This window comes from Hydrogenophaga sp. (assembly GCF_030656115.1).
Classification (GTDB): domain Bacteria; phylum Pseudomonadota; class Gammaproteobacteria; order Burkholderiales; family Burkholderiaceae_C; genus Hydrogenophaga.
The window spans coordinates 17355-38183 of record NZ_JAUSOO010000145.1 but is presented as its reverse complement, the minus strand read 5'-3'; the positions used below and the strand labels follow the sequence as shown (position 1 = coordinate 38183).

The 20829-nt window shown below is 59.7% G+C and carries 18 protein-coding genes and 1 tRNA gene; 7 read left to right on the top strand and 12 right to left on the bottom strand.

What is annotated here, in order from left to right; all coding sequences use genetic code 11:
- The 9 genes from infB to Q7J58_RS19410 all read right to left on the bottom strand — a co-directional run.
- The coding region (infB, locus tag Q7J58_RS19450) for a translation initiation factor IF-2 (protein ID WP_304831318.1) at positions 1-2911 on the bottom strand (2911 nt) is incomplete at its 3' end.
- 31 nt (positions 2912-2942) lie between these two features.
- The gene (nusA, locus tag Q7J58_RS19445) at positions 2943-4442 is read right to left on the bottom strand and encodes a transcription termination factor NusA (RefSeq protein WP_304831317.1); all 1500 of its coding nucleotides are present in this window, start codon (positions 4440-4442) and stop codon (positions 2943-2945) included.
- A 76-nt stretch (positions 4443-4518) separates the two neighbouring features.
- Positions 4519-5109 (bottom strand): ribosome maturation factor RimP, encoded by a 591-nt coding sequence (rimP, locus tag Q7J58_RS19440; RefSeq protein WP_304831315.1) that lies wholly within the window; start codon positions 5107-5109, stop codon positions 4519-4521.
- 265 nt (positions 5110-5374) lie between these two features.
- A complete protein-coding gene (locus Q7J58_RS19435; protein WP_304831314.1) occupies positions 5375-5596 on the bottom strand; it encodes a DUF2788 domain-containing protein in 222 nt (73 codons plus the stop codon).
- 3 nt (positions 5597-5599) lie between these two features.
- Positions 5600-6400, bottom strand: a complete 801-nt coding sequence (locus tag Q7J58_RS19430) for a DUF2189 domain-containing protein (RefSeq protein WP_304831312.1) — start codon at positions 6398-6400, stop codon at positions 5600-5602.
- Between the two features lie 190 nt (positions 6401-6590).
- Entirely contained in the window at positions 6591-8219 is a 1629-nt protein-coding gene (locus Q7J58_RS19425) for a dipeptide ABC transporter ATP-binding protein (RefSeq protein ID WP_304831310.1), read from the bottom strand.
- Complete coding sequence (locus Q7J58_RS19420) at positions 8216-9253, bottom strand: ABC transporter permease (RefSeq protein WP_304831308.1); 1038 nt, start codon at positions 9251-9253, stop codon at positions 8216-8218. Before Q7J58_RS19420 ends, Q7J58_RS19425 begins: the two co-directional genes overlap by 4 nt.
- Positions 9253-10278, bottom strand: a complete 1026-nt coding sequence (locus Q7J58_RS19415) for an ABC transporter permease subunit (RefSeq protein ID WP_304831306.1) — start codon at positions 10276-10278, stop codon at positions 9253-9255. The genes Q7J58_RS19420 and Q7J58_RS19415 overlap by 1 nt, the downstream gene beginning before the upstream one ends.
- A 149-nt stretch (positions 10279-10427) precedes the next feature.
- Positions 10428-12197, bottom strand: a complete 1770-nt coding sequence (locus Q7J58_RS19410) for an extracellular solute-binding protein (RefSeq protein WP_304831320.1) — start codon at positions 12195-12197, stop codon at positions 10428-10430.
- A 116-nt stretch (positions 12198-12313) separates the two neighbouring features.
- Here Q7J58_RS19410 and fabI point away from each other — a divergent pair, with 116 nt between their 5' ends.
- Together fabI and Q7J58_RS19400 are read left to right on the top strand one after the other, a co-directional pair.
- Positions 12314-13111, top strand: a complete 798-nt coding sequence (gene fabI, locus Q7J58_RS19405) for an enoyl-ACP reductase FabI (protein WP_304831304.1) — start codon at positions 12314-12316, stop codon at positions 13109-13111.
- 79 nt (positions 13112-13190) lie between these two features.
- The gene (locus tag Q7J58_RS19400; RefSeq protein WP_304831302.1) at positions 13191-14090 is read left to right on the top strand and encodes a DNA ligase; all 900 of its coding nucleotides are present in this window, start codon (positions 13191-13193) and stop codon (positions 14088-14090) included.
- 100 nt (positions 14091-14190) lie between these two features.
- Here Q7J58_RS19400 and Q7J58_RS19395 read toward each other — a convergent pair whose 3' ends face one another.
- Genes Q7J58_RS19395 through Q7J58_RS19385 form a run of 3 tightly spaced genes read right to left on the bottom strand, consistent with a single transcriptional unit; the run spans position 14191 to position 16954 of the window.
- Positions 14191-14406: a YdcH family protein gene (locus Q7J58_RS19395; RefSeq protein WP_304831300.1), complete on the bottom strand. Its 216-nt coding sequence runs from the start codon at positions 14404-14406 to the stop codon at positions 14191-14193.
- A gap of 36 nt (positions 14407-14442) precedes the next feature.
- Positions 14443-16725 (bottom strand): arginine/lysine/ornithine decarboxylase, encoded by a 2283-nt coding sequence (locus tag Q7J58_RS19390; RefSeq protein ID WP_304831298.1) that lies wholly within the window; start codon positions 16723-16725, stop codon positions 14443-14445.
- On the bottom strand, positions 16694-16954 hold the full coding sequence (locus Q7J58_RS19385) for a hypothetical protein (RefSeq protein ID WP_304831297.1): 261 nt from the start codon (positions 16952-16954) through the stop codon (positions 16694-16696). The genes Q7J58_RS19390 and Q7J58_RS19385 overlap by 32 nt, the downstream gene beginning before the upstream one ends.
- On the opposite strand from Q7J58_RS19385, the gene Q7J58_RS19380 reads away from it, so the two are divergent.
- The 5 genes from Q7J58_RS19380 to Q7J58_RS19360 all read left to right on the top strand — a co-directional run bounded on the left by Q7J58_RS19380 (position 16953) and on the right by Q7J58_RS19360 (position 20353).
- Positions 16953-17378 carry an NfeD family protein gene (locus tag Q7J58_RS19380; protein WP_304831295.1) on the top strand — a complete coding sequence of 142 codons (426 nt, stop codon included), beginning with the start codon at positions 16953-16955 and terminating at the stop codon, positions 17376-17378. The genes Q7J58_RS19385 and Q7J58_RS19380 overlap by 2 nt on opposite strands.
- Before the next feature lie 81 nt (positions 17379-17459).
- Positions 17460-18374, top strand: coding sequence for a stomatin-like protein (locus Q7J58_RS19375; protein WP_304831293.1), 915 nt, complete (start codon positions 17460-17462; stop codon positions 18372-18374).
- 20 nt (positions 18375-18394) lie between these two features.
- Positions 18395-18781 (top strand): DUF2237 domain-containing protein, encoded by a 387-nt coding sequence (locus Q7J58_RS19370; RefSeq protein ID WP_304831291.1) that lies wholly within the window; start codon positions 18395-18397, stop codon positions 18779-18781.
- Positions 18782-18858: 77 nt separating this feature from the next.
- Positions 18859-18948: transfer RNA gene (locus Q7J58_RS19365), tRNA-Ser, on the top strand.
- Between the two features lie 190 nt (positions 18949-19138).
- Positions 19139-20353, top strand: coding sequence for an integrase arm-type DNA-binding domain-containing protein (locus Q7J58_RS19360; RefSeq protein WP_304831289.1), 1215 nt, complete (start codon positions 19139-19141; stop codon positions 20351-20353).
- The last annotated feature ends 476 nt before the right edge of the window (positions 20354-20829 follow it).

Genomic DNA, 20829 nt, shown 5'->3' with positions numbered 1-20829 from the left:
CCACTTCCTTGACTTCGAAGAACTCCAGCTGATCACCTTCTTTGATGTCGTTGTAGTTCTTGAGCTTGATACCGCACTCGAAACCTTCTTTGACTTCGCGCACGTCGTCCTTCAGGCGCTTGAGCGTGTCGATTTCGCCGGTGTAGATCACCACGTTGTCGCGCAGCAGGCGGAAGTGTGCGTTGCGGTTGACCTGGCCCGATGTGACCATACAGCCCGCCACGGTACCAATCTTGGTCGCCACGAACACGGTGCGGATCTCGGCAGAGCCGATGACCTCTTCGCGTTTTTCGGGTGCCAGCATGCCGGACATGGCCGCTTTCAACTCGTCCACAGCGTCGTAAATGATGTTGTAGTAGCGCAGATCAACGTCGTTGCCTTCAGCCAGCTTGCGGGCGCCCACATCGGCACGCACGTTGAAGCCAATGACAACAGCCTTGGAGGCGATGGCCAGGTTGACGTCGCTTTCGCTGATACCGCCAACACCAGCGAACACCAACTGAACCTTGACTTCGTCGGTAGAGAGCTTGAGCAGCGAAGATGCCAGCGCTTCTTGCGAGCCTTGCACATCGGCCTTGACGATGATCGGCAACACCTTGACTTCACCGGCAGAGATGTCGGTGAACATGTTCTCCAGTTTGGCGGCCTGTTGACGTGCCAGCTTGGTGTTGCGGAACTTGCCCGCACGGTAGGTGGCGATTTCGCGCGCACGGCGCTCGTCGGTCATGACCATGAAATCGTCGCCTGCTTGCGGCACTTCAGACAGACCCTGAATTTCCACAGGAATCGAGGGCCCGGCGGACTTGATGGTTTTGCCGTTTTCATCCAGCATGGCACGCACACGGCCCGAGGTCTGGCCCACCAGTACCACATCGCCGGTTTTGAGCGTACCGCTCTGCACCAGCACCGTGGCCACCGAGCCACGACCCTTGTCCAGACGCGCTTCAATAACCAGGCCTTTGGCCATGGCTTCCACGGGGGCCTTCAATTCCAGCACTTCGGCTTGCAACAAGACCTGTTCCAGCAAAGCGTCTACACCCTGACCGGTTTTGGCCGATACGCCCACAAAGGGAACGTCGCCACCAAACTCTTCAGGTACCACGTCCTCGGCCACCAACTCCGAGCGCACGCGCTCCAGGTTGATACCGGGTTTGTCGATTTTCGTCAATGCAACAACGATGGGTACACCCGCCGCTTTCGCGTGCTTGATGGCTTCTTTGGTCTGAGGCATCACACCGTCGTCGGCTGCGCAGACCAAAATCACAATATCGGTCGCCTGGGCACCGCGGGCTCGCATGGCGGTAAACGCCTCGTGGCCCGGGGTATCGAGGAACGACACCATACCGCGTGGGGTTTCCACATGGTAGGCACCAATGTGCTGCGTGATACCACCTGCTTCGCCTGCCGCCACTTTGGCGCGACGGATATAGTCCAGCAGCGAGGTTTTTCCGTGGTCAACGTGACCCATCACCGTCACGACGGGAGCGCGCGGCAACAACTCGGCTTGCTGCTGGGTTGAATCGTCGTCGGTGAAAGCCTCTGGGTCGTCCAGTGCTGCTACGACGGCTTTGTGACCGAGTTCTTCCACCACGATCATGGCGGTATCCTGGTCCAGCGGCTGGTTGATGGTCACCATTTGGCCCAGTTTCATCAACTGCTTGATGACCTCGGACGACTTCAGACTCATCTTGTGTGCCAACTCCGCCACCGTGATGGTCTCGGGCACATGCACCTCAATGACCTTGACTTCGGTGGGCGCCACAAAATGGCCTTGACCCTGGTCGCTGCGCGAATCGCGATCACCACGGCGACCGCCCCCGCGGGGACCACCGCGCCAGTTGGAACGACCGGCACTGGTATCACCGCGCGTCTTGATTTCTTTTTTCTTGGCTGCGTCGTCTTTCCAGGTGGAAGACAAATTCTCAGACTTCACTTCCTTCTTGCCCGCTGCGGCCGGGGCGGGGGCTGCTCCAGCAGCCGGTGGGGTGACAGCCGGTTTGCCCGGAGTCCCCGCTGGCTTGTGCAGCGTACCCTTGATACCCGCTTTCAGATCGACTGCGGGCTCAGGTTTCTTCGCCACCATCGTCTTGGCGGGTGCAGCCATCATGGCTCGAATATTGGCAGCCTCGGCTTCGGCCTTTCGGCGGCGCTCCACAAGATCTTGCGCGCGCAATTCCTCAGCACGCTTGGCTTCGGCATTCTTCTCAGCCAACACACGGGCAGCGGACTCCCGCTCCAGCGTGTTCGTTTTGATCTGAGCCCGCTTGGCGGCTTCGGCGGCCAGCGCTTCTTCGGTGGGTGCAGCAGGCGCTTCGGTTGCAGCGGCAGCCGCTGCAGCTTTGGCAGCGGCTGCCGCTTTGGCTGCGGCGGCGGCTTGCGCAGCTTCTGCCGCTGCACGGGCTTTCTCCGCTTCGACCCGCTTGGCTTCTTCGGCTTCGCGATCCCGGCGTTTTTGGGCCAGCTCTTCTTCCTGGCGACGCAGCAGCTCGGCCTGTCGGCGAGCATCTTCTTCGCGTCGAGTCAACTCGGCGGTATCCACGGGAGACACGGGCTCCACCGACTCCACACGCTCAACCGCTGGCGGCTCCTCTACGGGGGCAACGATCTCGTCCTCGCGTTTGATGAAGGTACGCTTCTTGCGCACTTCAACTTGAATGGTTCGCGCACGACCAGAGGCATCGGCTTGCTTGATCTCCGAGGTGGACTTCTTCATCAGGGTGATTTTTTTGCGCTCACCAGCCGCTGTACCGTGACTGGTCTTGAGGTGACCCAATAGCCTTTGTTTGTCAGACTCAGAGACCGGATCGGATCCAGACTTCTTGGGAACCCCGGATGCGGAGAGTTGCTCCAGCAAAAGGGAGGTGGGCTTGTTGAGCTCGGCAGCCAATTCGGCGACAGTGGTACTGGTCATAGTTTCTTTTCTCCGCAGGGGCCTCCGTTGATCAGGTCGTGGGTTGCGCTTCATCACCGGTAAACCAGTGAGCGCGGGCCAGCATGATCAGCGCAGTAGCATCTTCAGGCGTTTGACCCGTCATTTCGGTCAACTCGTCGGTGGCCAGATCGGCCAACTCGTCGCGGGTGTGAATCCCGCCATCGGCGAGTTTGGCCACCAGATCGGGCGTGACGCCCTCAAGGTCGCGCAGATCCTGCGAGACTTCTTCGACGCTTTCTTCGCGGGCGATTTCCATCGTGAGCAAAGCGTCTTTGGCGCGGGTGCGCAACTCATTGACGGTGCCTTCATCGAACGATTCGATCTCGAGCATTTCCTGAATAGGCACATAAGCCACTTCTTCAAGACTGGTGAAACCTTCATCAATCAGAATGTCGGCAATTTCCTGATCCACGTCCAGCTTGGCCATGAAGATCTTGCGAATGCCATCGGCTTCTTCGGCCTGCTTTTGAGCAGACTCGTCGGCCGTCATGATATTGATGCGCCAACCGGTCAACTCGGACGCCAGTCGGACATTTTGACCACCGCGACCAATGGCAATCGCCAGGTTTTCCTCGTCCACCACGACATCCATGGCGTGACGCTCTTCATCAACCACAATGGATTGCACGTTGGCTGGAGCAAGAGCGCCAATCACGAACTGGGCCGGATCTGCACTCCACAACACGATGTCCACACGCTCTCCTGCGAGCTCGTTGGTCACACCGTTGACGCGTGAGCCGCGAACACCCACACAGGTACCGATAGGGTCGATGCGCTTGTCAAGTGTGTGCACAGCGATCTTGGCGCGCGAACCGGGGTCGCGGGCACAGGTCTTGATCTCCAGCAGGCCCTGCTCAATTTCTGGCACTTCCAGGCGGAAGAGTTCAATCATGAACTCAGGCGCCGAGCGCGACAGCAAAATGGGCGCACCGCGCAGCGTCAGATCCACTTCCATGATCATGGCGCGTACACGATCGCCATTGCGGAAGTTCTCCTTGGGAATCATTTCACTGCGACGCAGACGACCCTCAACGCGACCACTCTCCACAATGAGGTCACCCTTGTCCATGCGTTTGACGGTACCGACAAAAATCTTGTCACCGCGCGACATGAAGTCGTTCAGCAACATCTCGCGTTCGGCATCGCGAATTTTTTGCAAGATCACCTGTTTGGCCGCCATCGCACCGATCCGACCGATGGGCACACTTTCTACGGGCTTCTCAATGAAGTCGCCCTCTTCAATATCGGCAAGCTCGTCGCGAGCATCGGTCAGCAGCTCTTCGGCGTCCGGGTTTTGCAACCCTGCTTCGTCGGGCACCACCAACCAGCGACGGAAGGTTTCATAGGCACCTGTGTCAGGGTCCATGGCCACTCGGATATCCACATCGCCTTTGTAGAGTTTTTTGGTGGCCGAGGCCAACGCCAACTCCACCGCACCAAGCACCACGTCGCGCTCGACGTTTTTCTCGCGGGAGATGGCATCTATCAGCATCAACATTTCGCGGTTCATTTACTCGCCCACCTTTCCGGATATTTTTCTCAGAGTCAACACAGTTTTTTGCATTCGTTTGCGTGCAACACGCAGATCACTCGGGAACTGAAGTGCCCGCAGCCTGTCGGCCCTTAAAACTCACAATAGGTGCCAGCCTGGCTTGCTGGATATCATCCAGCGCAAAAACCAGCGCCTGCAAGGGCGGCGGGACGCGCTTTTTACTCACACGAACCCCAGGCTTTGTTTCGGGCGCATCGCTCCAGACCACCTGCCACTGCACGCCATCCTCAGCACGCTCCAGCACACCGCGAAACTTCTTTCGGCTGGCCGAAACATCCGAACCGGTGACACCGATAGGCGCCTTCAAGGTGATATCAACCACATGACCCTCAAACCGCACGTAATCGGCTTCACGCCTCAGCGGCCGATCGATACCAGGCGAACCCACCTCCAGGCGGCGGTATTCAAGGCCTTCGACCTCCAGCAGATACTGCAACTGACGGGTGATTTTTTCACAATCTTCAACCGTCACAAAGCGCTCAATGGGGGACTCCTCACCAGCCTGGGGCGGCTGCCAAGGCCAGTCGATGGTCACACGCAATAAACCACTGCCAGAGCGCTCCAGCTCCACCAGGTCAAAACCCAGTCCAGTGACGGTTTGTTCAACGGTTTCTTGCCAGGCCATCGTGTGCGGTGTCTGCCCTAAGGGTTTGTGTGGGTGTAAAAGCGTTCGGCCAAAAAAAATGGGCCGGTAGTAACCCGCCCATTTGGTCGTGAAGCTCGCATTATAACCCGGTTAAGAGGTGACCTGCAAGATTCGCAGGCGCTCAACCGAAGAGCATCCTCTGCGTCCTTCACGACACAGCAGCAGCACCGACGAAACCGCTGCATTTCCGGTACAGCGCGGCCTGAAGCAGATGGTTCGCTGAGCGAATAACCCTGGAGACAGATCAGATTCCCAAGACCCATTGAATGATGTTCTTGGCCATAAAACCCAACATACCAAACGAAAGCACCAGAAACAGAATGAAGGTGCCAAACTTGCCGGCTTTGGATTCCAGCGCGAGATTTAACACGATGAACAGCATGTACAAAATAAAGGCACCCACACCAAAGGTGAGGCCGAATTGGGCAATCTGCCCTTCGGTGTAGCCAAACAGGGTCGTTTCCATAGCTCAGCCTCCGCCTGTTGGTTCGCCACCAACGGACAGCGAAACAGGCCTCTGCGTAAGGTCGCAGTAAGCATGCCAACTGGCGTGGGCAATGAGGGGAATCACCACAATCAGACCCAGCAGAGCGGTGAACATACCCACACCCACGAGCAATCCGATCAGCACAGCCCAGAAAGCCATGGGAGCGGGATGGTTGGCCACCGCACGCCAGCTATCGGCCACAGCCATGCTGATCGGAACCGAGGTGTCTACAAGCATGGGTATGGCCACAACACTGGAAGCAAACACCGGCGCCGCCAGCAAGGCCCCTAGCAACAACCAGACCTCAAACAGGCCGATTTCACGCACCAACACCACATGGCGTAGGAAATCGATGGGCTTGTGGATGGGCTCGGGCGACCAGACCGTGATCAAACCCGCCGAGGTCAGTACCCAGCCGGTACCTGCCAGCCCGAGCAACAAACCGAAACGCACCAGACGACCATCGCCTGAGCGCCACAGGGCAATCACTTCAGGCATGCCCACGCAGCGCCCGCTGTTGCAGGCCCGGCTCACGTGGTACAGGCCGGTGGCCAGGATGGGCGCGACGATCAAAAACCCCGAAAAAGCGCCAGCCAGCAGCCAGAACTGGTCGCGTGCACCCCACAAAAGTACCCAGCCACCGACGGCCAGCAGCAAGCCGTGCCAAAGCCCCGGCGCCGGGTTTCGGCGCAAGTCGGCCCAGCCCAGCGCCAGCCAGCGCAGGGGTGAGCCCAGGGAAACAGGGGCGGGCATGTTGGGCGCAGAAGATGGGTGGTCGTTCATTCGAATTTCCATGGGGCACATTGGCCAGGCGGAACCCGCCTTTATAGTGGGTTGGCGCAGGCTGGGAGTTGATAAAAGTCAAGTATGACCTCGACACCGGAACAACCCTGTTCAGGTGAAGCGGCGCAGGGGTCGTTCAGCAATGGTGTGCAGAGGCCCGGGCGAGGGGCAAACGCGGTCACCCGGTCGTTCAAGCGGCGGCTTGAACCAGCGTGCGCGTGTAGGGATGGGCCGGCCGCTCAAGCACCTGCTGCACCGTGCCATGCTCGACCACCTGCCCATCTTTCATGACGAGCACATCGTGGGCCATGGCGCGAATCACGTCCACGTCGTGCGTGATCAGCAAATAGCTCAGCCTGCGCTCGCGCTGCAACCGCTGCAGCAGGGCGAGCACCTGTTTTTGCACCGTCACGTCGAGCGCGCTGGTGGGCTCGTCGAGCACCAACACGTGTGGGCCCACGATGAGCGCGCGGGCAATGGCCAGGCGCTGCCGTTGCCCCCCCGAAAATTCGTGCGGATAGCGTTGCAACCAGTCACCGGCCTGGCTGGGGTCTTGCACCAGGCCCACTTCTGCCAGGGCGGCCACCACGCGCTGGCGCCGCTCGTCTTGCTGCAGCTGTGGCTCGTGCACCAGCAAGCCCTCGCCCACAATCTGCTCGATGGTCATGCGCGGCGAGAGTGATGAAAACGGGTCTTGAAACACCACCTGTATGCGCTGGCGCAGCGCCCGGCTCTCTCCTTTTCGCTGTGCCTCGGCCCAATCGGTGCCCGTCACCAGCAGGCTGCCCTGGTGTGGCAACAGCCCCAGTGCCGCCAGCGCCAGGGTGGACTTGCCGGAGCCGGACTCGCCAATCACGCCCAGCGTCTGACCGGGCGCCAGGTCCAGGTCGGCACCCTGCACCGCCACATAAGCGCTTTTTTTGAACCAGCCTTTGATGCCCGGCACCGGTACGGGATAGCTGACCCGCATCTGCCGGGCCTGCAGCACCGGCGCTGCAGCGAGATCGGCCATGGATTCCACCACATTGCGCTCGGGGGTGCTGGCCAGCAGCATCTGGGTGTAGGGGTGTTGCGGCGCGGCAAACACATCGGCCACAGCGCCCTGCTCCACCAGCAGCCCGCGCTCCATCACCGCCACGCGGTCGGCAAAGCGCCGCACCAGGTTCAGGTCGTGGGTGATCAGCAAGACGGCCATGCCGTGCTGGCGCTGCAGGTCGGCCAACAGATCCAGTATTTGGCCGCGCAGGCTGACGTCGAGCGCCGTGGTGGGCTCGTCGGCCAGCAACAGCTTGGGCTGGCTCGCCAGCGCCATGGCAATCATGGCGCGCTGACGCTGGCCACCGCTGAGCTGGTGCGGGTAAGCGCCGGCACGGCGGGCCGGCTCGGGGATACCGGTGGACGCGAGCAGTTCCACGGCACCGGCGAGGGCCTGGCGTGGGGTGAAGCCTTTTTTGAGCTGCAGCACCTCGGCAATCTGGTCGCCCACGGTGTAGAGCGGGTTGAGCGCCGTCATGGGCTCCTGGAAAATGATGGCCACTTCGTCACCGCGCACACCGCGCAGCTGGTGCTCCGTCATTTGCAGCAAGTCGCGCCCCTGCAGCAGGGCCGAACCGCTGACTTGCGCGTTGTGCACCAGGCGCAGCAGCGACAGCGCAGACACGGTTTTCCCCGACCCGGATTCACCCACCAGGGCCAGCTTTTCTCCCGCTGCAATGGAAAAGTCGATGTCGCGCACCACGGCTTGCCCGCCGAAGGACACGCTCAAGCCACTGACCTGCAACAGCGGTGCACGGCCTGCCGTGTTTGTGGGGACGCTCATTTGTCGGCCTTTCGGGGGTCAAGCGCATCGCGCAACGCGTCGCCCATGAAGGTGAGCAGCAACAGCGTGATCACCAGCACCGCAAAAGTGGACATGGAAATCCACCAGGCGTCGATGTTGTTTTTGCCCTGGCTCAACAGCTCGCCCAGCGATGGTGTGCCCGGCGGAACGCCCAAACCCAGAAAGTCCAGCGAAGTGAGCGCCAGAATGGCCGCACTCATGCGAAACGGCAGAAACGTGACCACCGGCGTGAGACTGTTGGGCATGACGTGGCGCCAGATGATTTGCCAGTTGGACAGGCCCATGGCCCGGGCCGCGCGCACGTAGTCGAGCTGGCGGTTGCGCAAAAATTCGGCGCGCACGTAATCGCTCAGACCCATCCAGCCAAACAGGCTGAGCAAAATCAGCAGCAAGCTGATGCTGGGCGCGAAGACGGCAGAAAAAATGATGAGCAGGTACAGCTCGGGCATGGAGCCCCAGATTTCAATGAACCGCTGAAAAGCCAGGTCGGTCTTGCCGCCAAAAAAGCCCTGAATGGCGCCGGTGACCACGCCCAGCATCACACCGATGACGGTGAGCGCCAGCGCAAACAGCACGCTGACGCGAAATCCATAGATCAGCTGCGCCAGCAGGTCACGGCCCCGGTCGTCGGTGCCCAGCCAGTTGTCGCGCGTGGGCGCTGAGGGGTTGGGCTCTTTGGCAAAGTAATTGAGCGTCTTGGGGCCGTAAGGGTTGGGCGCGTACACGGCCCAGTTGTCGCCTCGGGTGATTTGCTCACGGATGTAAGGGTCCAGGTAGTCGGTGGCGGTTTCAAAGTCACCGCCGAAGGTGGTTTCCGGGTAGTCCTGCACGATGGGAAAGTAGACTTTTCCCTCGTAGTGCACCACCAGCGGCCGGTCGTTGGACAGCAGCTCGGCAAACAGGCTGGCGACCACCAGCACGCAGAAAATCACCAGGCTCCAGTAGCCCAGGCGGTTGCGCTTGAAGCGCTGCCAGGCCCGGCGGGAAGGCGAAGCGGAAAGGGTGTTGGCCATCAGTCGAACTTCACGCGGGGGTCGACCCAGACGTAGCAGAGATCGGAGATCAGCTTGGTCACCAACCCGATCAGCGTGAACAAAAACAGCGTGCCCAGCACCACCGGGTAATCGCGCCGTATCACGCTTTCAAAGCTCAGCAGGCCCAGGCCATCGAGCGAAAACAAGGTTTCGATCAGCAGCGAACCTGCAAAAAAAGCACCGATGAAGGCACTGGGAAAGCCGGTGACGATGGGGATGAGCGCGTTGCGAAAAATGTGTTTCCACAGCACCTGGCGCTCGCTCAAGCCCTTGGCCCGCGCTGTCATCACATACTGCTTGCGGATTTCTTCCAGAAACGCGTTTTTGGTCAGCATGGTGGTGACCGCAAAACTGCCCAGCACCATGGCGGTGATGGGCAAGGTGATGTGCCACAGATAGTCCACGATGCGAGCCACCCAGCTGAGTTCTTCCCAGTTGGACGAGGTGAGCCCGCGCAGCGGAAACCACTGCAGCTGGCCGCCAAAAATCACCAGCAAGGCCACGCCGAGCACAAAGCCGGGAATGGCGTAACCAATGAGGACAAGCAGGGTGGTGACCAGGTCGAACCGGGAACCCGCGCGCACCGCTTTGGCCACGCCCAGCGGCACGGCCACGAGGTAGCTGATGAAAAAGGTCCACAAGCCCAGGCTGATGGACACCGGCAGCTTCTCCACGATCAGCTCCGACACCGCCTTGTTCTGAAAGAAGCTGGTGCCCAGGTCAAACCGAGCAAACTGCCCGACCATCTGGAAAAAACGCTCATGGGCGGGTTTGTCAAAACCGTACAGCGCCTTGATTTGCTCCAGTCGCTGCGGGTCAACCCCTTGGGCGCCGCGGTACACCGAACCGCCTTCGGCCGAACCGCCCTGCCCGGTCCGCGCCTCGGCCAGGTACTGTTCCACCGGGCCACCGGGCACAAATTGGATCACCACGAACGTGAGCAACAAGACCCCGAACAAGGTCGGGATCATGAGCAAGAGGCGCTTGAGGATGTAGACCCACATGGAGGCGTTTTAACCGATCAACAACAAACAACGGGGGGGGGAGCGAAATGCCTGCACGAGCAACGCCGGGGAGCCAGTATGGCCGGGCCGCCGGCATTGCCCACTGATGGGCTGAGCCACTACGCTCAGCGAGCAAGCCATGAGGGTGGTCACGGCTTGCTCCACCAGGTGTCGATGGCCCAGGTTTCACCAGCCGCATAGGGCGGCATCTCTGCTGGCTGGGCCAGCCGCCAGCCGTTATACACCATGCGGTGCGTGGTGGCAGACCACTGCGGCACCAGGTAATGGCTGTGGCTGATCACGCGATCCAGCGCCCGGCAGGCAGCCAAAAAATCGGGTTTCGATGGTGCATTCGACATGCGGGCAATCAGGGCGTCCACGGCCGGGCTGGCCACACCGGCAAAGTTGCCCGAGTCTTCGGTCTGGGCGGCCTGGCTACCAAACAGGTCGGCGTACTCTGCACCAGGGTTGTGGGTGCCGCCGTAGGCAATGGAGATGATGTCGAAATCAAAGGTGCGCAAGCGCTGCTGGTACAGCGCAAAGTCCACCGGGCGGAACCTGAGTTCAATGCCGAGTTTTTCCAGATTGCGCGCCCACGGCGTCACCACGCGCGCGCCAGTTTCGTTGCTGTCCAGGTATTCGAGCACCATCGCTTCGCCCTGGGCATTGCGCAGCTGACCACCCTGCACCGTCCAGCCGGCCTCGCGCAGCAAGGCTTGCGCCCGCCGAAGGTTGGCGCGCAGCGAGCTGTCGCCATCGGTGCGGGGCGGCACCAGCATGGGACCCAACGCGGCCGGTGGCAGCTGTTCGTGCCAGGGGGTCATGAGCGTGAGCTCTTCGGGGCCGGGTGTGCCGGTGGGAGAGCAGTCGGTGTTGCCAAACAGGCCCTGCACGCGCTGGTAGGCGTTGTAGAACATCTGGCGGTTCATCCACTCGTAGTCCATCGCCAGACCCAGCGCCTCGCGCACGCGCAGGTCTTGCAAGGACGCACGGCGGGTGTTCAACACATAGCTCTGAAAACCGGTGGGCAGGCGGTGTTTGAACTCGGCCTTGACGAGTTCACCAGAATCAAACCGCTTACCATTGACGCGGCGCGCCCAGTCGCCGGCCGAAAAGAAGCGCATCAGATCAAATTCACCCGCTTTCAGCGCTTCAAGCCTGGCGGTGTTGTCCTTGTAAATCTTGACCAGAATACGGTCGAAATTGGCACTGCCGCGGCGCACCGGCAGGTCACGCGCCCAGTAGTCCGGGTCGCGCACATAGGTAATGTCTTTGCCAAACCGGACTGACCCAATTTTGTAAGGGCCACTGCCAATGGGCGGGTCCATCACCACCTGGTCAAAGGTTTTGCGCTGGCCGGTTTTGGGGTCGATGGCGTTGCCCCAGGCCCGGCTGAACACGGGCAGACCGCCTACGGTCAGGGGCAGTTCGCGGTTGGTTTTTTTGAAGCGGTAGCGCACAGTGCGCTCGTCCAGCACATCCAACCCGGCAACGTCTTCCAAAATGGTTTTGAACGCGGGCGAGGTGTGCGGCCCCATGAGGGTGTCAAAACTGTGCTTCACATCAGCCGCCAACACCGGGTCGCCGTTGTGAAAACGCGCACTGCTGCGCAAACGAAAGGTGACCGACAAGCCGTCAGCCGCCGCGTTCACGTCTTCGGCCAGCAGCCCGTAACCGGCCCCGGTTTCGTCCAGCGCACCCACCAGCAAGGTGTCGAACATCAGGTTGGACAGGTAGGCCGGCGCGCTGCCGCGAAGGGTAAAAGGGTTGTACTTGTCAAAGGTAGACACCCGCAGGTTGCTCACCAGCCGCAATTCACCGCCTTTGGGTGCGGCGGGGTTCACATAATCAAAGTGTGTAAAGCCCGCCGGGTACTTCAGATCGCCCCACAACGCATAGCCGTGGGCCGCCCAAACCATTGGGCTCAGCAGCGCCAGCCATACCGCAACCAGCACCAAGATGGCACGGGAACGGAGGGTGTGGGATGTCAAGCGCATGCGACAATTCTGCTGGAATTTTCTTTGGAGATTGAACAATGGGTTTTCTCGCAGGCAAAAAATTGCTGATCACGGGCGTGCTATCGAACCGCTCCATCGCCTATGGCATTGCCAAGGCTTGCCACCAACAGGGTGCTGAACTGGCGTTCAGCTACGTGGGTGAGCGCTTCAAGGACCGCATCACCGACTTCGCCGCCGACTTCGACTCCAAGCTGATCTTTGACTGCGATGTGGGCTCTGACGAGCAGATCGACAAGATGTTTGCCGACCTGTCGCTGGTATGGCCCAAGTTTGACGGTTTTGTGCACAGCATCGGTTTTGCGCCGCGCGAAGCCATTGCAGGCAATTTTCTGGACGGTCTTTCGCGAGAAAACTTCCGCATCGCCCACGACATCAGCGCCTACAGCTTCCCTGCCATGGCCAAGGCCGCGCTGCCCATGCTCAACGACAAGTCGGCTCTGCTGACCCTGACCTACCTGGGCGCCTTGCGCACGGTACCCAACTACAACACCATGGGCTTGGCCAAAGCCAGCCTGGAAGCCTCAGTGCGTTACTTGGCCGAAGCGCTCGGCCCCCAGGGCATGCGGGTCAACGGCATCAGCGCCGGCCCCATCAAAACCCTGGCCGCCAGCGGCATCAAGGACTTTGGCAAACTGCTGGGCATGGTGGCCAGCGCGTCGCCACTGCGCCGTAACGTCACCATTGAAGACGTGGGCAATGTGGCCGCCTTCTTGATGTCCGACCTGGCCAGCGGCGTGACCGCGGAAATCACCTATGTGGACGGTGGCTTCAGCCACACCGCAGGTGTAAGCCGCGACAGTGACGCAGTGACCTGAACCACCGCAGGGACGCAGCCATGAACCATCACAGGGTTACAGCAAGCGTCCCCAAAATCCTTCGCGGACGCTCCCAGCCATGAACGCACGACGGCGCCTGTTACTGGCTGGGTTCTTTGTTGCACTGCCGTGGCCCACCGCTTCGACATGGGCCAACCCGGTCCAACCTCCTGCGCTCATGCTGTCAGGGGTGTATCGGCCGGGTATTCCGCTCGAAGCCTACTGGCTGAGCGAAAAATACGATGGCCTGCGCGGCTATTGGGACGGTCAGCGCTTGCTGACGCGCGGAGGGCAACCCATTCAAGCGCCCAACTGGTTCACCGCGGGCTGGCCTTCGGTACCTATGGACGGCGAGCTGTGGGCTGGCCGGGGCCGATTTGAACAAGCGCTCTCCACCGTGCGCCAGCAAACTCCCGACGATGATGCTTGGCGTGCCATCCGCTTCATGGTGTTTGACCTGCCCGCCCACACTGGTCCGTTCACCCAGCGCATTCCGGCATATCAACAGTTGGTGAAAACGTTGGCCCAACCCTGGGTACAAGCGGTTCCCCAAGAAAAGGTCAACAGCCACGCCGATTTGATGGCACGGCTGGACAACATGGTGAACAGCGGGGGTGAAGGTCTGATGCTGCACCACGGAGACGCGCTGTACCGTGCTGTGCGCAGCGACGACCTGCTGAAAGTCAAGACCTACGAAGACGCCGAGGCGCGCGTGACAGGCTACGTGCCCGGTCAGGGGAAGTACACAGGCCTCATGGGCGCGCTGCTGGTGCAAACCGCCGATGGTCGGCGGTTTCGCCTGGGTTCGGGCTTCACCGACGCACAACGCCAAGAACCTCCCGCCCTGGGCGCATGGGTGACCTACCGGTTTCGAGGCCTGCACGCCAGCGGTCTGCCTCGCTTCGCCAGTTTTTTGCGGGTGCGAGACGATATGAACCCCACACCATCCGAGCCCGCATCAAATCAACGCCAACCCTGATAGGCGCTTGGCGCCGCTTGATCTTCCGATCAGAAGACACAAAAAAAGCCTTGAAGGCACCGTTGCGGAAACTTCAAGGGCCTCGACGGTCGTCAGTGATTCAGACGCTTGCTTTTCGCAAAATATCGTACAGCTCATCTTTAAGCAGCAGTTTTTCCTTTTTCAACTGCTCAATCTCAAACTGCGTTCCGGGCTCAATGCCCGCTTCCATATTTTTGATGGTCTGGTCCAGCGCGTTGTGTTTGTCAAAAAGGCGGGTGAAATGGTGATCGTGGCCCTTGAGTTGGGTAATCAAGTCGCGGTATTCGGGAAACATTCAGACTCCTTGTAAGACAGATTTGAGCGGTACAGGTTAACCCGCTTTGACGCAATCGGCAAAGTAACGTTTTCGACCTTCTTCGTCCTTCACCTCGACCAGACCGTGGATGTCGGTCTCGAACCCGGGGCACTGGGCGTTGAATTCACGAGCGAACTTCAGGTAGTCCACAATTTTCTTGTTGAACACCTCGCCAGGAATCAACAGTGGAATACCCGGCGGGTAAGGTGTGACCAGGCTCGTGGTAATGCGGCCTTCCAGCTCGTCAATCGGCACCCTCTCGGTGGTGCGCTGCGCAATGTGCGCAAACGCGTCGGTGGGCTTCATGGCGGGCGTCAGATCGCTCAGGTACATCTCGGTCGTCAGGCGCGCAATATCGTACTTGGCGTACAGCGTGTGCACATGCTGACACAGATCGCGCAGGCCCATTTGCTCGTAACGCGGGTACTTCTGGCAAAACTCCGGCAGGATGCGCCACATCGGCTGGTTCTTGGCATAGTCGTCCTTGAACTGCTGCAAGGCAGTAAGCAGCGTGTTCCAGCGGCCCTTGGTGATGCCGATGGTGAACAAGATGAAGAAGCTGTAGAGGCCTGTTTTTTCAACGACCACACCGTGCTCGGCCAGGAACTTGGTCACGATGGAGGCTGGAATGCCCGTTTGCGCAAACTGACCGTCGAGGTTCAGGCCCGGCGTGACAATGGTGGCCTTGATCGGGTCCAGCATATTGAAGCTAGGTGCCATGTCGCCAAAACCGTGCCAGTCGTTGTCGGTGGGTTGCCAGTCGGGTTTGTGGTTGAGAACCCAGTCGCTGGCCTCGCCCATGCCCTCTTCTTCCAGCGTCTCCGGCCCCCACACCTGGAACCACCAGTCGTCTTCACCAAACTCGGCTTCCACCTTGCGCATGGCGCGGCGGAAGTTGAGCGCTTCCATGATGCTTTCTTCCACCAGGGCGCGGCCACCGGGCGGCTCCATCATGGCGGCGGCCACGTCGCAGCTGGCAATGATGGCGTACTGCGGGCTGGTGCTGGTGTGCATCAGGTACGCCTCGTTGAAGAGGTGGCGGTCCAGCTTCACGTTTTGTGAGTCTTGCACCAGCACATGGCTGGCCTGGCTGATGCCCGCCAGCAGTTTATGGATGGACTGCGTGGCATACACCACCGACTCCTTCGGACGCACGCGCTTCTTGCCCATCGCGTGGAAGTTGCCGTAGAACGGATGAAACGCCGCATGTGGCAGCCAGGCTTCATCAAAATGCAGGTTGGCCACATAGCCATCCAGCATCTCCTTGATGGCCTCGGTGTTGTAGAGCACGCCGTCGTAGGTGGACTGGGTAAGCGTGAGCACGCGGGGTTTCACGGCGTCAGCATCCACACCAGCCAGCAGTGGGTTGGCCCGAATCTTGGCCTTGATGGACTCGATCTCGAACTCGCTCTGCGGGATCGGCCCGATGATGCCGTAGTGGTTGCGTGTGGGCTTCAAAAAGACGGGGATAGCGCCCGTCATGATGATGCTGTGCAGGATGGACTTGTGGCAGTTGCGGTCGACTACCACCACATCACCCGGCGCCACCGTGTGGTGCCACACCATCTTGTTGCTGGTGCTGGTGCCGTTGGTCACAAAAAAGCAATGGTCGGCGTTGAAAATACGCGCGGCGTTGCGTTCGCTGGCACCAATGGCGCCGTTGTGGTCCAGCAACTGGCCCAGCTCTTCGACCGCGTTACACACGTCGGCGCGCAACATGTTTTCACCAAAAAACTGGTGAAACATCTGGCCCACCGGACTCTTGAGAAACGCCACTCCGCCCGAATGGCCAGGGCAGTGCCACGAATAGGATCCGTCTTCGGCGTAGTCCAGCAGCGCCTTGAAGAACGGCGGCTGGATGCCCTCCAAATAGCTCTTGGCTTCGCGGATGATGTGGCGCGCCACGAACTCGGGCGTGTCTTCAAACATGTGGATGAAGCCGTGCAGCTCACGCAAGATGTCGTTGGGCAGATGACGGCTGGTTTTGGTTTCGCCGTAGATGTAGATCGGCACATCGGCGTTTTTCCAGCGCACCTCTTCAATGAACTTGCGCAGGTTGAGCACCACCGGGTCCAGATCAGGGCCATGACTGAATTCTTCGTCGTCGATCGACAAAATGAACGCACTGGCGCGGGACTGCTGTTGGGCAAACTGGGAAAGATCGCCGTAGCTGGTCACGCCCACCACCTCAAAACCCTCGGTTTCGATGGCCTGTGCGAGCGCCCGAATGCCCAGACCCGAGGTGTTTTCAGAGCGGAAGTCCTCGTCAATGATGACGATGGGGAAGCGAAATTTCATGGCAATCTCCAGCCTTGCTAGGGGCACTCAGGTAAGAAAAAGGGCAGGCAAAAAATACAGCACAGCCAAAAGCGGCAAAGCAGGCGCGAAGTGTACGGAAATCAGAAGGCTTCATCGTGAAGAGGGCAGGCTTTTGTCGCAGAATGTGGCGCAAGCTTGACATTTCAAACCACAGGTTTTGTTTTCGTGACACCTGCTGGTTTTTTGCTCCATAGGAAGGCGAATACATGTCTGATTCAACACTCTGGTGGCTGCTGGCTGGCTCGGCCATCGCCTTGGAGCTTTTCACAGGTACGTTTTACCTGCTGATGCTGGCAGTGGGAATGGCTGCTGCGGCCCTCGCCGCCCATGCCGGCGCTGGCACGGCGGTGCAGCTGGTGTGTGCCGCCGTGGTGGGCTCAGCCGCCGTCGTCGGCTGGTACGCCATCAAAAAGCGCAACCCGGCATCCCCATCGGTCCGCTCCATGCGCAGTGTCAACCTGGATGTGGGCGAAATCATTCAGGTAGATGAATGGCGGTCCGATGGCTCTGCCACCGTCAAATACCGCGGGGCCCAGTGGAGCGTGCTCCAGCGTCCCGGCAATGATCCCGTACCGGGTGCCTACCGCGTCACCGAACTGGTGGGGAACCGACTGCTGGTCGAAAAGGTCTGACCAAGATCCGGTTGTGCGCCACCTGGCACGAAATTCGGCTACCCTGCCCCTTCCTCAACACCCAAAAAGAACCCGCACACCATGGAAATTGCTGTACTCCTGTTTGTCATTGCCACCATCTTCATCACCCGATCCATCAAGGTGGTGCCCCAGCAAAACTCTTGGGTAGTTGAGCGCCTGGGCAAATACCACGGCTCGCTGGCGCCCGGGCTCAATTTCCTCGTGCCTTTTATCGACAAGGTGGCCTACAAACACAGTCTGAAGGAAATTCCACTTGACGTGCCCAGCCAAGTGTGCATTACACGAGACAACACCCAGTTGCAGGTGGACGGAATTCTGTATTTCCAGGTCACAGATCCCATGCGCGCCAGTTACGGCTCATCCAACTATATCATGGCTGTGACCCAGCTCGCCCAGACCTCGTTGCGCTCGGTCATTGGAAAACTCGAACTCGACAAGACCTTTGAAGAGCGCGACATCATCAACGCACAAGTGGTCCAGGCCATTGACGAAGCCGCTTTGAACTGGGGCGTGAAGGTACTCCGCTACGAGATCAAGGACCTGACCCCGCCGAAAGAAATCCTGCACGCCATGCAGGCCCAGATCACCGCAGAACGCGAAAAACGCGCGCTGATCGCCGCCTCCGAGGGCCGCCGCCAAGAGCAGATCAACATCGCCACCGGCGAGCGCGAAGCTTTCATTGCCCGCTCCGAAGGCGAAAAGCAGGCCGCCATCAACAACGCACAAGGCGAAGCCGCGGCCATCACAGAAGTGGCCAACGCCACCGCCACCGCCATTGAGCGGGTAGCAGCCGCCATACGCCAGCCGGGTGGTGAGTTGGCGGTCCAGCTCAAGGTGGCCGAACGCGCAGTGGATGCCTACGGCAAAGTGGCCGCCGATTCGAACACCACCCTCATCGTACCGAGCAACATGACCGAAGTATCTGCTCTGATCGCTTCCGCCATGAAGATGATCGGCACCGGCAAAACCACCTAAAGACCGAACATCCAAGCACCATGAGTCGCAATGTTTTGGGTGAAGAGCTTCTGCCGTGCTCTTACGACCCCTTGACAGGGTATTTTCGCGACGGCTGCTGCCGAACCGATGGAAACGACTTGGGCACCCATGTGGTGTGCGCCCGCGTGACCCAAGCCTTTCTGGACTATTCGCTCAGTCAGGGCAACGACCTGATGACGCCACGGCCAGAATGGCGTTTCGTCGGGCTAAAGCCCGGTGACCGCTGGTGTCTGTGCGTGCTGCGCTGGCTGGAAGCACTTCAGGTAGGCGTGGCTCCACCCGTGGTGCTGAACAGTACGCATGAAGCAGCGTTGGACCATGTGCCGCTTGACGTACTGCAAAAAAACGCTTGGCAAAACCGTCTTGATGGCCGTTCACTGCATTGAATCTTGTGATTACCGGGGTTGTTAGCACTCGGATAACCAAATCAACCCTGGGCTCCTGCTACAATATAAGGCTTACTGGAGAGGTGGATGAGCGGTTTAAGTCGCACGCCTGGAAAGCGTGTGTGGGTTTATCCCCACCGCGGGTTCGAATCCCGCCCTCTCCGCCAATAATGAGTCCCAGAGCGTCCCAGGACGTCTCGCAAGACACCCTGAAAGCCCCGGTTTCCCTAGTGTTCCGGGGCTTTTTTGTTTCCGGACGTCCCGGATCGGTTCTTGCCATCCAAGGGTTTCTGTTGGTATTGTTGGTGGTACGCAGGAGGTGCCGTGTTGGTATTTCCTCTACCAACGGGGGTGAACATGGCCCTGACCGACATTGCGATCAAGTCCAGCAAGCCACGTGAGTCGGCTTTCAAGCTGTCTGACGGACGCGGCCTTCAGCTGCACATCACGCCTCAGGGCTCCAGGTTGTGGCGCTGGGCCTATCGTCATGAGGGCAAACAAAAGCTCATGGCGTTGGGTGTCTATCCGGATGTTTCCCTTGCGCAGGCCCGAGACAAAGCGGACTTGGCCAGAAAGCTTCTTGCCACGGGTGTTGACCCGATGGCCACCCGCAAGTCCGAAAAGATCGCCCGCCGCCTGGCTGTAGAAGACACCTTTGCTGCCGTGGCGAAGAAATGGTGGGAAAGCTGGAAGGCGGCGCGCAGCGACAGCCACACCGTCTACGTGTGGCGCCGGCTGGAAGCTGACGTTTTTCCAGCCATTGGAAAAAGGCCGGTCGCAGAAATCGAGGCACCCGAACTGGTCGCGATGATGAAGGCCATCGAAAAACGTGGCGCCCTCGACATCGCCAAACGCGCCCTTCAGACCTGCTCACAGATCTTTCGCTACGCCATTGCACATGGCGTGGCCAAGCGCAACCCGGCCGTGGAGATTCGTCCGAGCGATGTGCTCGCCTCGCGCAAAAAGGAGAACTACGCAAGGTTGGACAGCAAGGAACTGCCCGAGTTGCTGCGCAAGATTGAGGTCTACAACGGCAGTACCGTCACCCGTGTGGCCATCAAGCTCATGGCCATGACCTTCGTGCGCACCAGCGAACTGATCGGCGCGCGCTGGGAAGAATTTGATCTCGACGGCGGACGCTGGGACATACCCGCGTCACGCATGAAGATGAAGACGCCGCACGTGGTGCCGCTTTCCACCCAGGCGGTCACTCTGCTGCGGAGCTTGCACACCCTGACCGGCCACAGCCCACTGCTTTTCCCTGGCGAACGTGACCATCAAAAGTCGATGAGCAACAACACCATCCTGGGCGCGCTGGATCGCATGGGCTACGCGGGGCGCATGACCGGCCACGGCTTCCGGGGCATCGCCTCCACCCTGCTGCACGAACAGGGCTGGCCGCATGAGCACATTGAGCTTCAACTGGCTCACCAGGAGCGCAACCAGGTCAGCGCTTCATACAACCATGCGATGTACCTGCAACCGCGAGCCCAGATGATGCAGGCTTGGAGTAACTACCTGGATGGCTGCGTCGCTGGCAACGTGGTGCCGTTCAAAGGGAAGCGGGCATAGCCGTTGTCCGCGCACCAGAGACTGCTTCGCAGCGACTCCGGAAGCTGATGGTCGCGCCCGCAGTTCACAGTCATGTCCACAGAGCTGTCATCCAGGCACCCGCGATATCGCTGGCCCGATGACCGTTCATCGGGGCAATGCTGACGTTCCCTGCAGCCATGGGGCCGAGGCCGACCGAGCGTCCGCTGACTGATCTGTCCAACAGGCACACCTACCCGGAGTGAGCACCCAAACTAAAACATCAAAACGATTCATTCCAGCTTTTATAAGCTCGTTCAACAACTTTGAGAATGCGGGAGAAAGTTGTTTTCGTAGAAGCTATACTGCAGGCGTCGGATGTGCCTCTAACTAGTTCAAGAATCAGGCCAGTTCAAATGATGGGTTACAGAGATTCATGATTGATTTCTACCCAAATATTCATTTGGAGTTGACGTGAATAAGTGTGATTTCTGCGCGTCAATCGTTGGGTGGATATC

Bases quoted from the DNA above. Each gene is read 5' to 3' on its own strand.
- nusA (WP_304831317.1), bottom strand. From the start codon at position 4,442: ATGAACCGCGAAATGTTGATGCTGATAGATGCCATCTCCCGCGAGAAA.
- rimP (WP_304831315.1), bottom strand. From the start codon at position 5,109: ATGGCCTGGCAAGAAACCGTTGAACAAACCGTCACTGGACTGGGTTTT.
- Q7J58_RS19435 (WP_304831314.1), bottom strand. From the start codon at position 5,596: ATGGAAACGACCCTGTTTGGCTACACCGAAGGGCAGATTGCCCAATTC.
- Q7J58_RS19430 (WP_304831312.1), bottom strand. From the start codon at position 6,400: ATGAACGACCACCCATCTTCTGCGCCCAACATGCCCGCCCCTGTTTCC.
- Q7J58_RS19425 (WP_304831310.1), bottom strand. From the start codon at position 8,219: ATGAGCGTCCCCACAAACACGGCAGGCCGTGCACCGCTGTTGCAGGTC.
- Q7J58_RS19420 (WP_304831308.1), bottom strand. From the start codon at position 9,253: ATGGCCAACACCCTTTCCGCTTCGCCTTCCCGCCGGGCCTGGCAGCGC.
- Q7J58_RS19415 (WP_304831306.1), bottom strand. From the start codon at position 10,278: ATGTGGGTCTACATCCTCAAGCGCCTCTTGCTCATGATCCCGACCTTG.
- Q7J58_RS19410 (WP_304831320.1), bottom strand. From the start codon at position 12,197: ATGGTTTGGGCGGCCCACGGCTATGCGTTGTGGGGCGATCTGAAGTAC.
- fabI (WP_304831304.1), top strand. From the start codon at position 12,314: ATGGGTTTTCTCGCAGGCAAAAAATTGCTGATCACGGGCGTGCTATCG.
- Q7J58_RS19400 (WP_304831302.1), top strand. From the start codon at position 13,191: ATGAACGCACGACGGCGCCTGTTACTGGCTGGGTTCTTTGTTGCACTG.
- Q7J58_RS19395 (WP_304831300.1), bottom strand. From the start codon at position 14,406: ATGTTTCCCGAATACCGCGACTTGATTACCCAACTCAAGGGCCACGAT.
- Q7J58_RS19390 (WP_304831298.1), bottom strand. From the start codon at position 16,725: ATGAAATTTCGCTTCCCCATCGTCATCATTGACGAGGACTTCCGCTCT.
- Q7J58_RS19380 (WP_304831295.1), top strand. From the start codon at position 16,953: ATGTCTGATTCAACACTCTGGTGGCTGCTGGCTGGCTCGGCCATCGCC.
- Q7J58_RS19385 (WP_304831297.1), bottom strand. From the start codon at position 16,954: ATGTATTCGCCTTCCTATGGAGCAAAAAACCAGCAGGTGTCACGAAAA.
- Q7J58_RS19375 (WP_304831293.1), top strand. From the start codon at position 17,460: ATGGAAATTGCTGTACTCCTGTTTGTCATTGCCACCATCTTCATCACC.
- Q7J58_RS19370 (WP_304831291.1), top strand. From the start codon at position 18,395: ATGAGTCGCAATGTTTTGGGTGAAGAGCTTCTGCCGTGCTCTTACGAC.
- Q7J58_RS19360 (WP_304831289.1), top strand. From the start codon at position 19,139: ATGGCCCTGACCGACATTGCGATCAAGTCCAGCAAGCCACGTGAGTCG.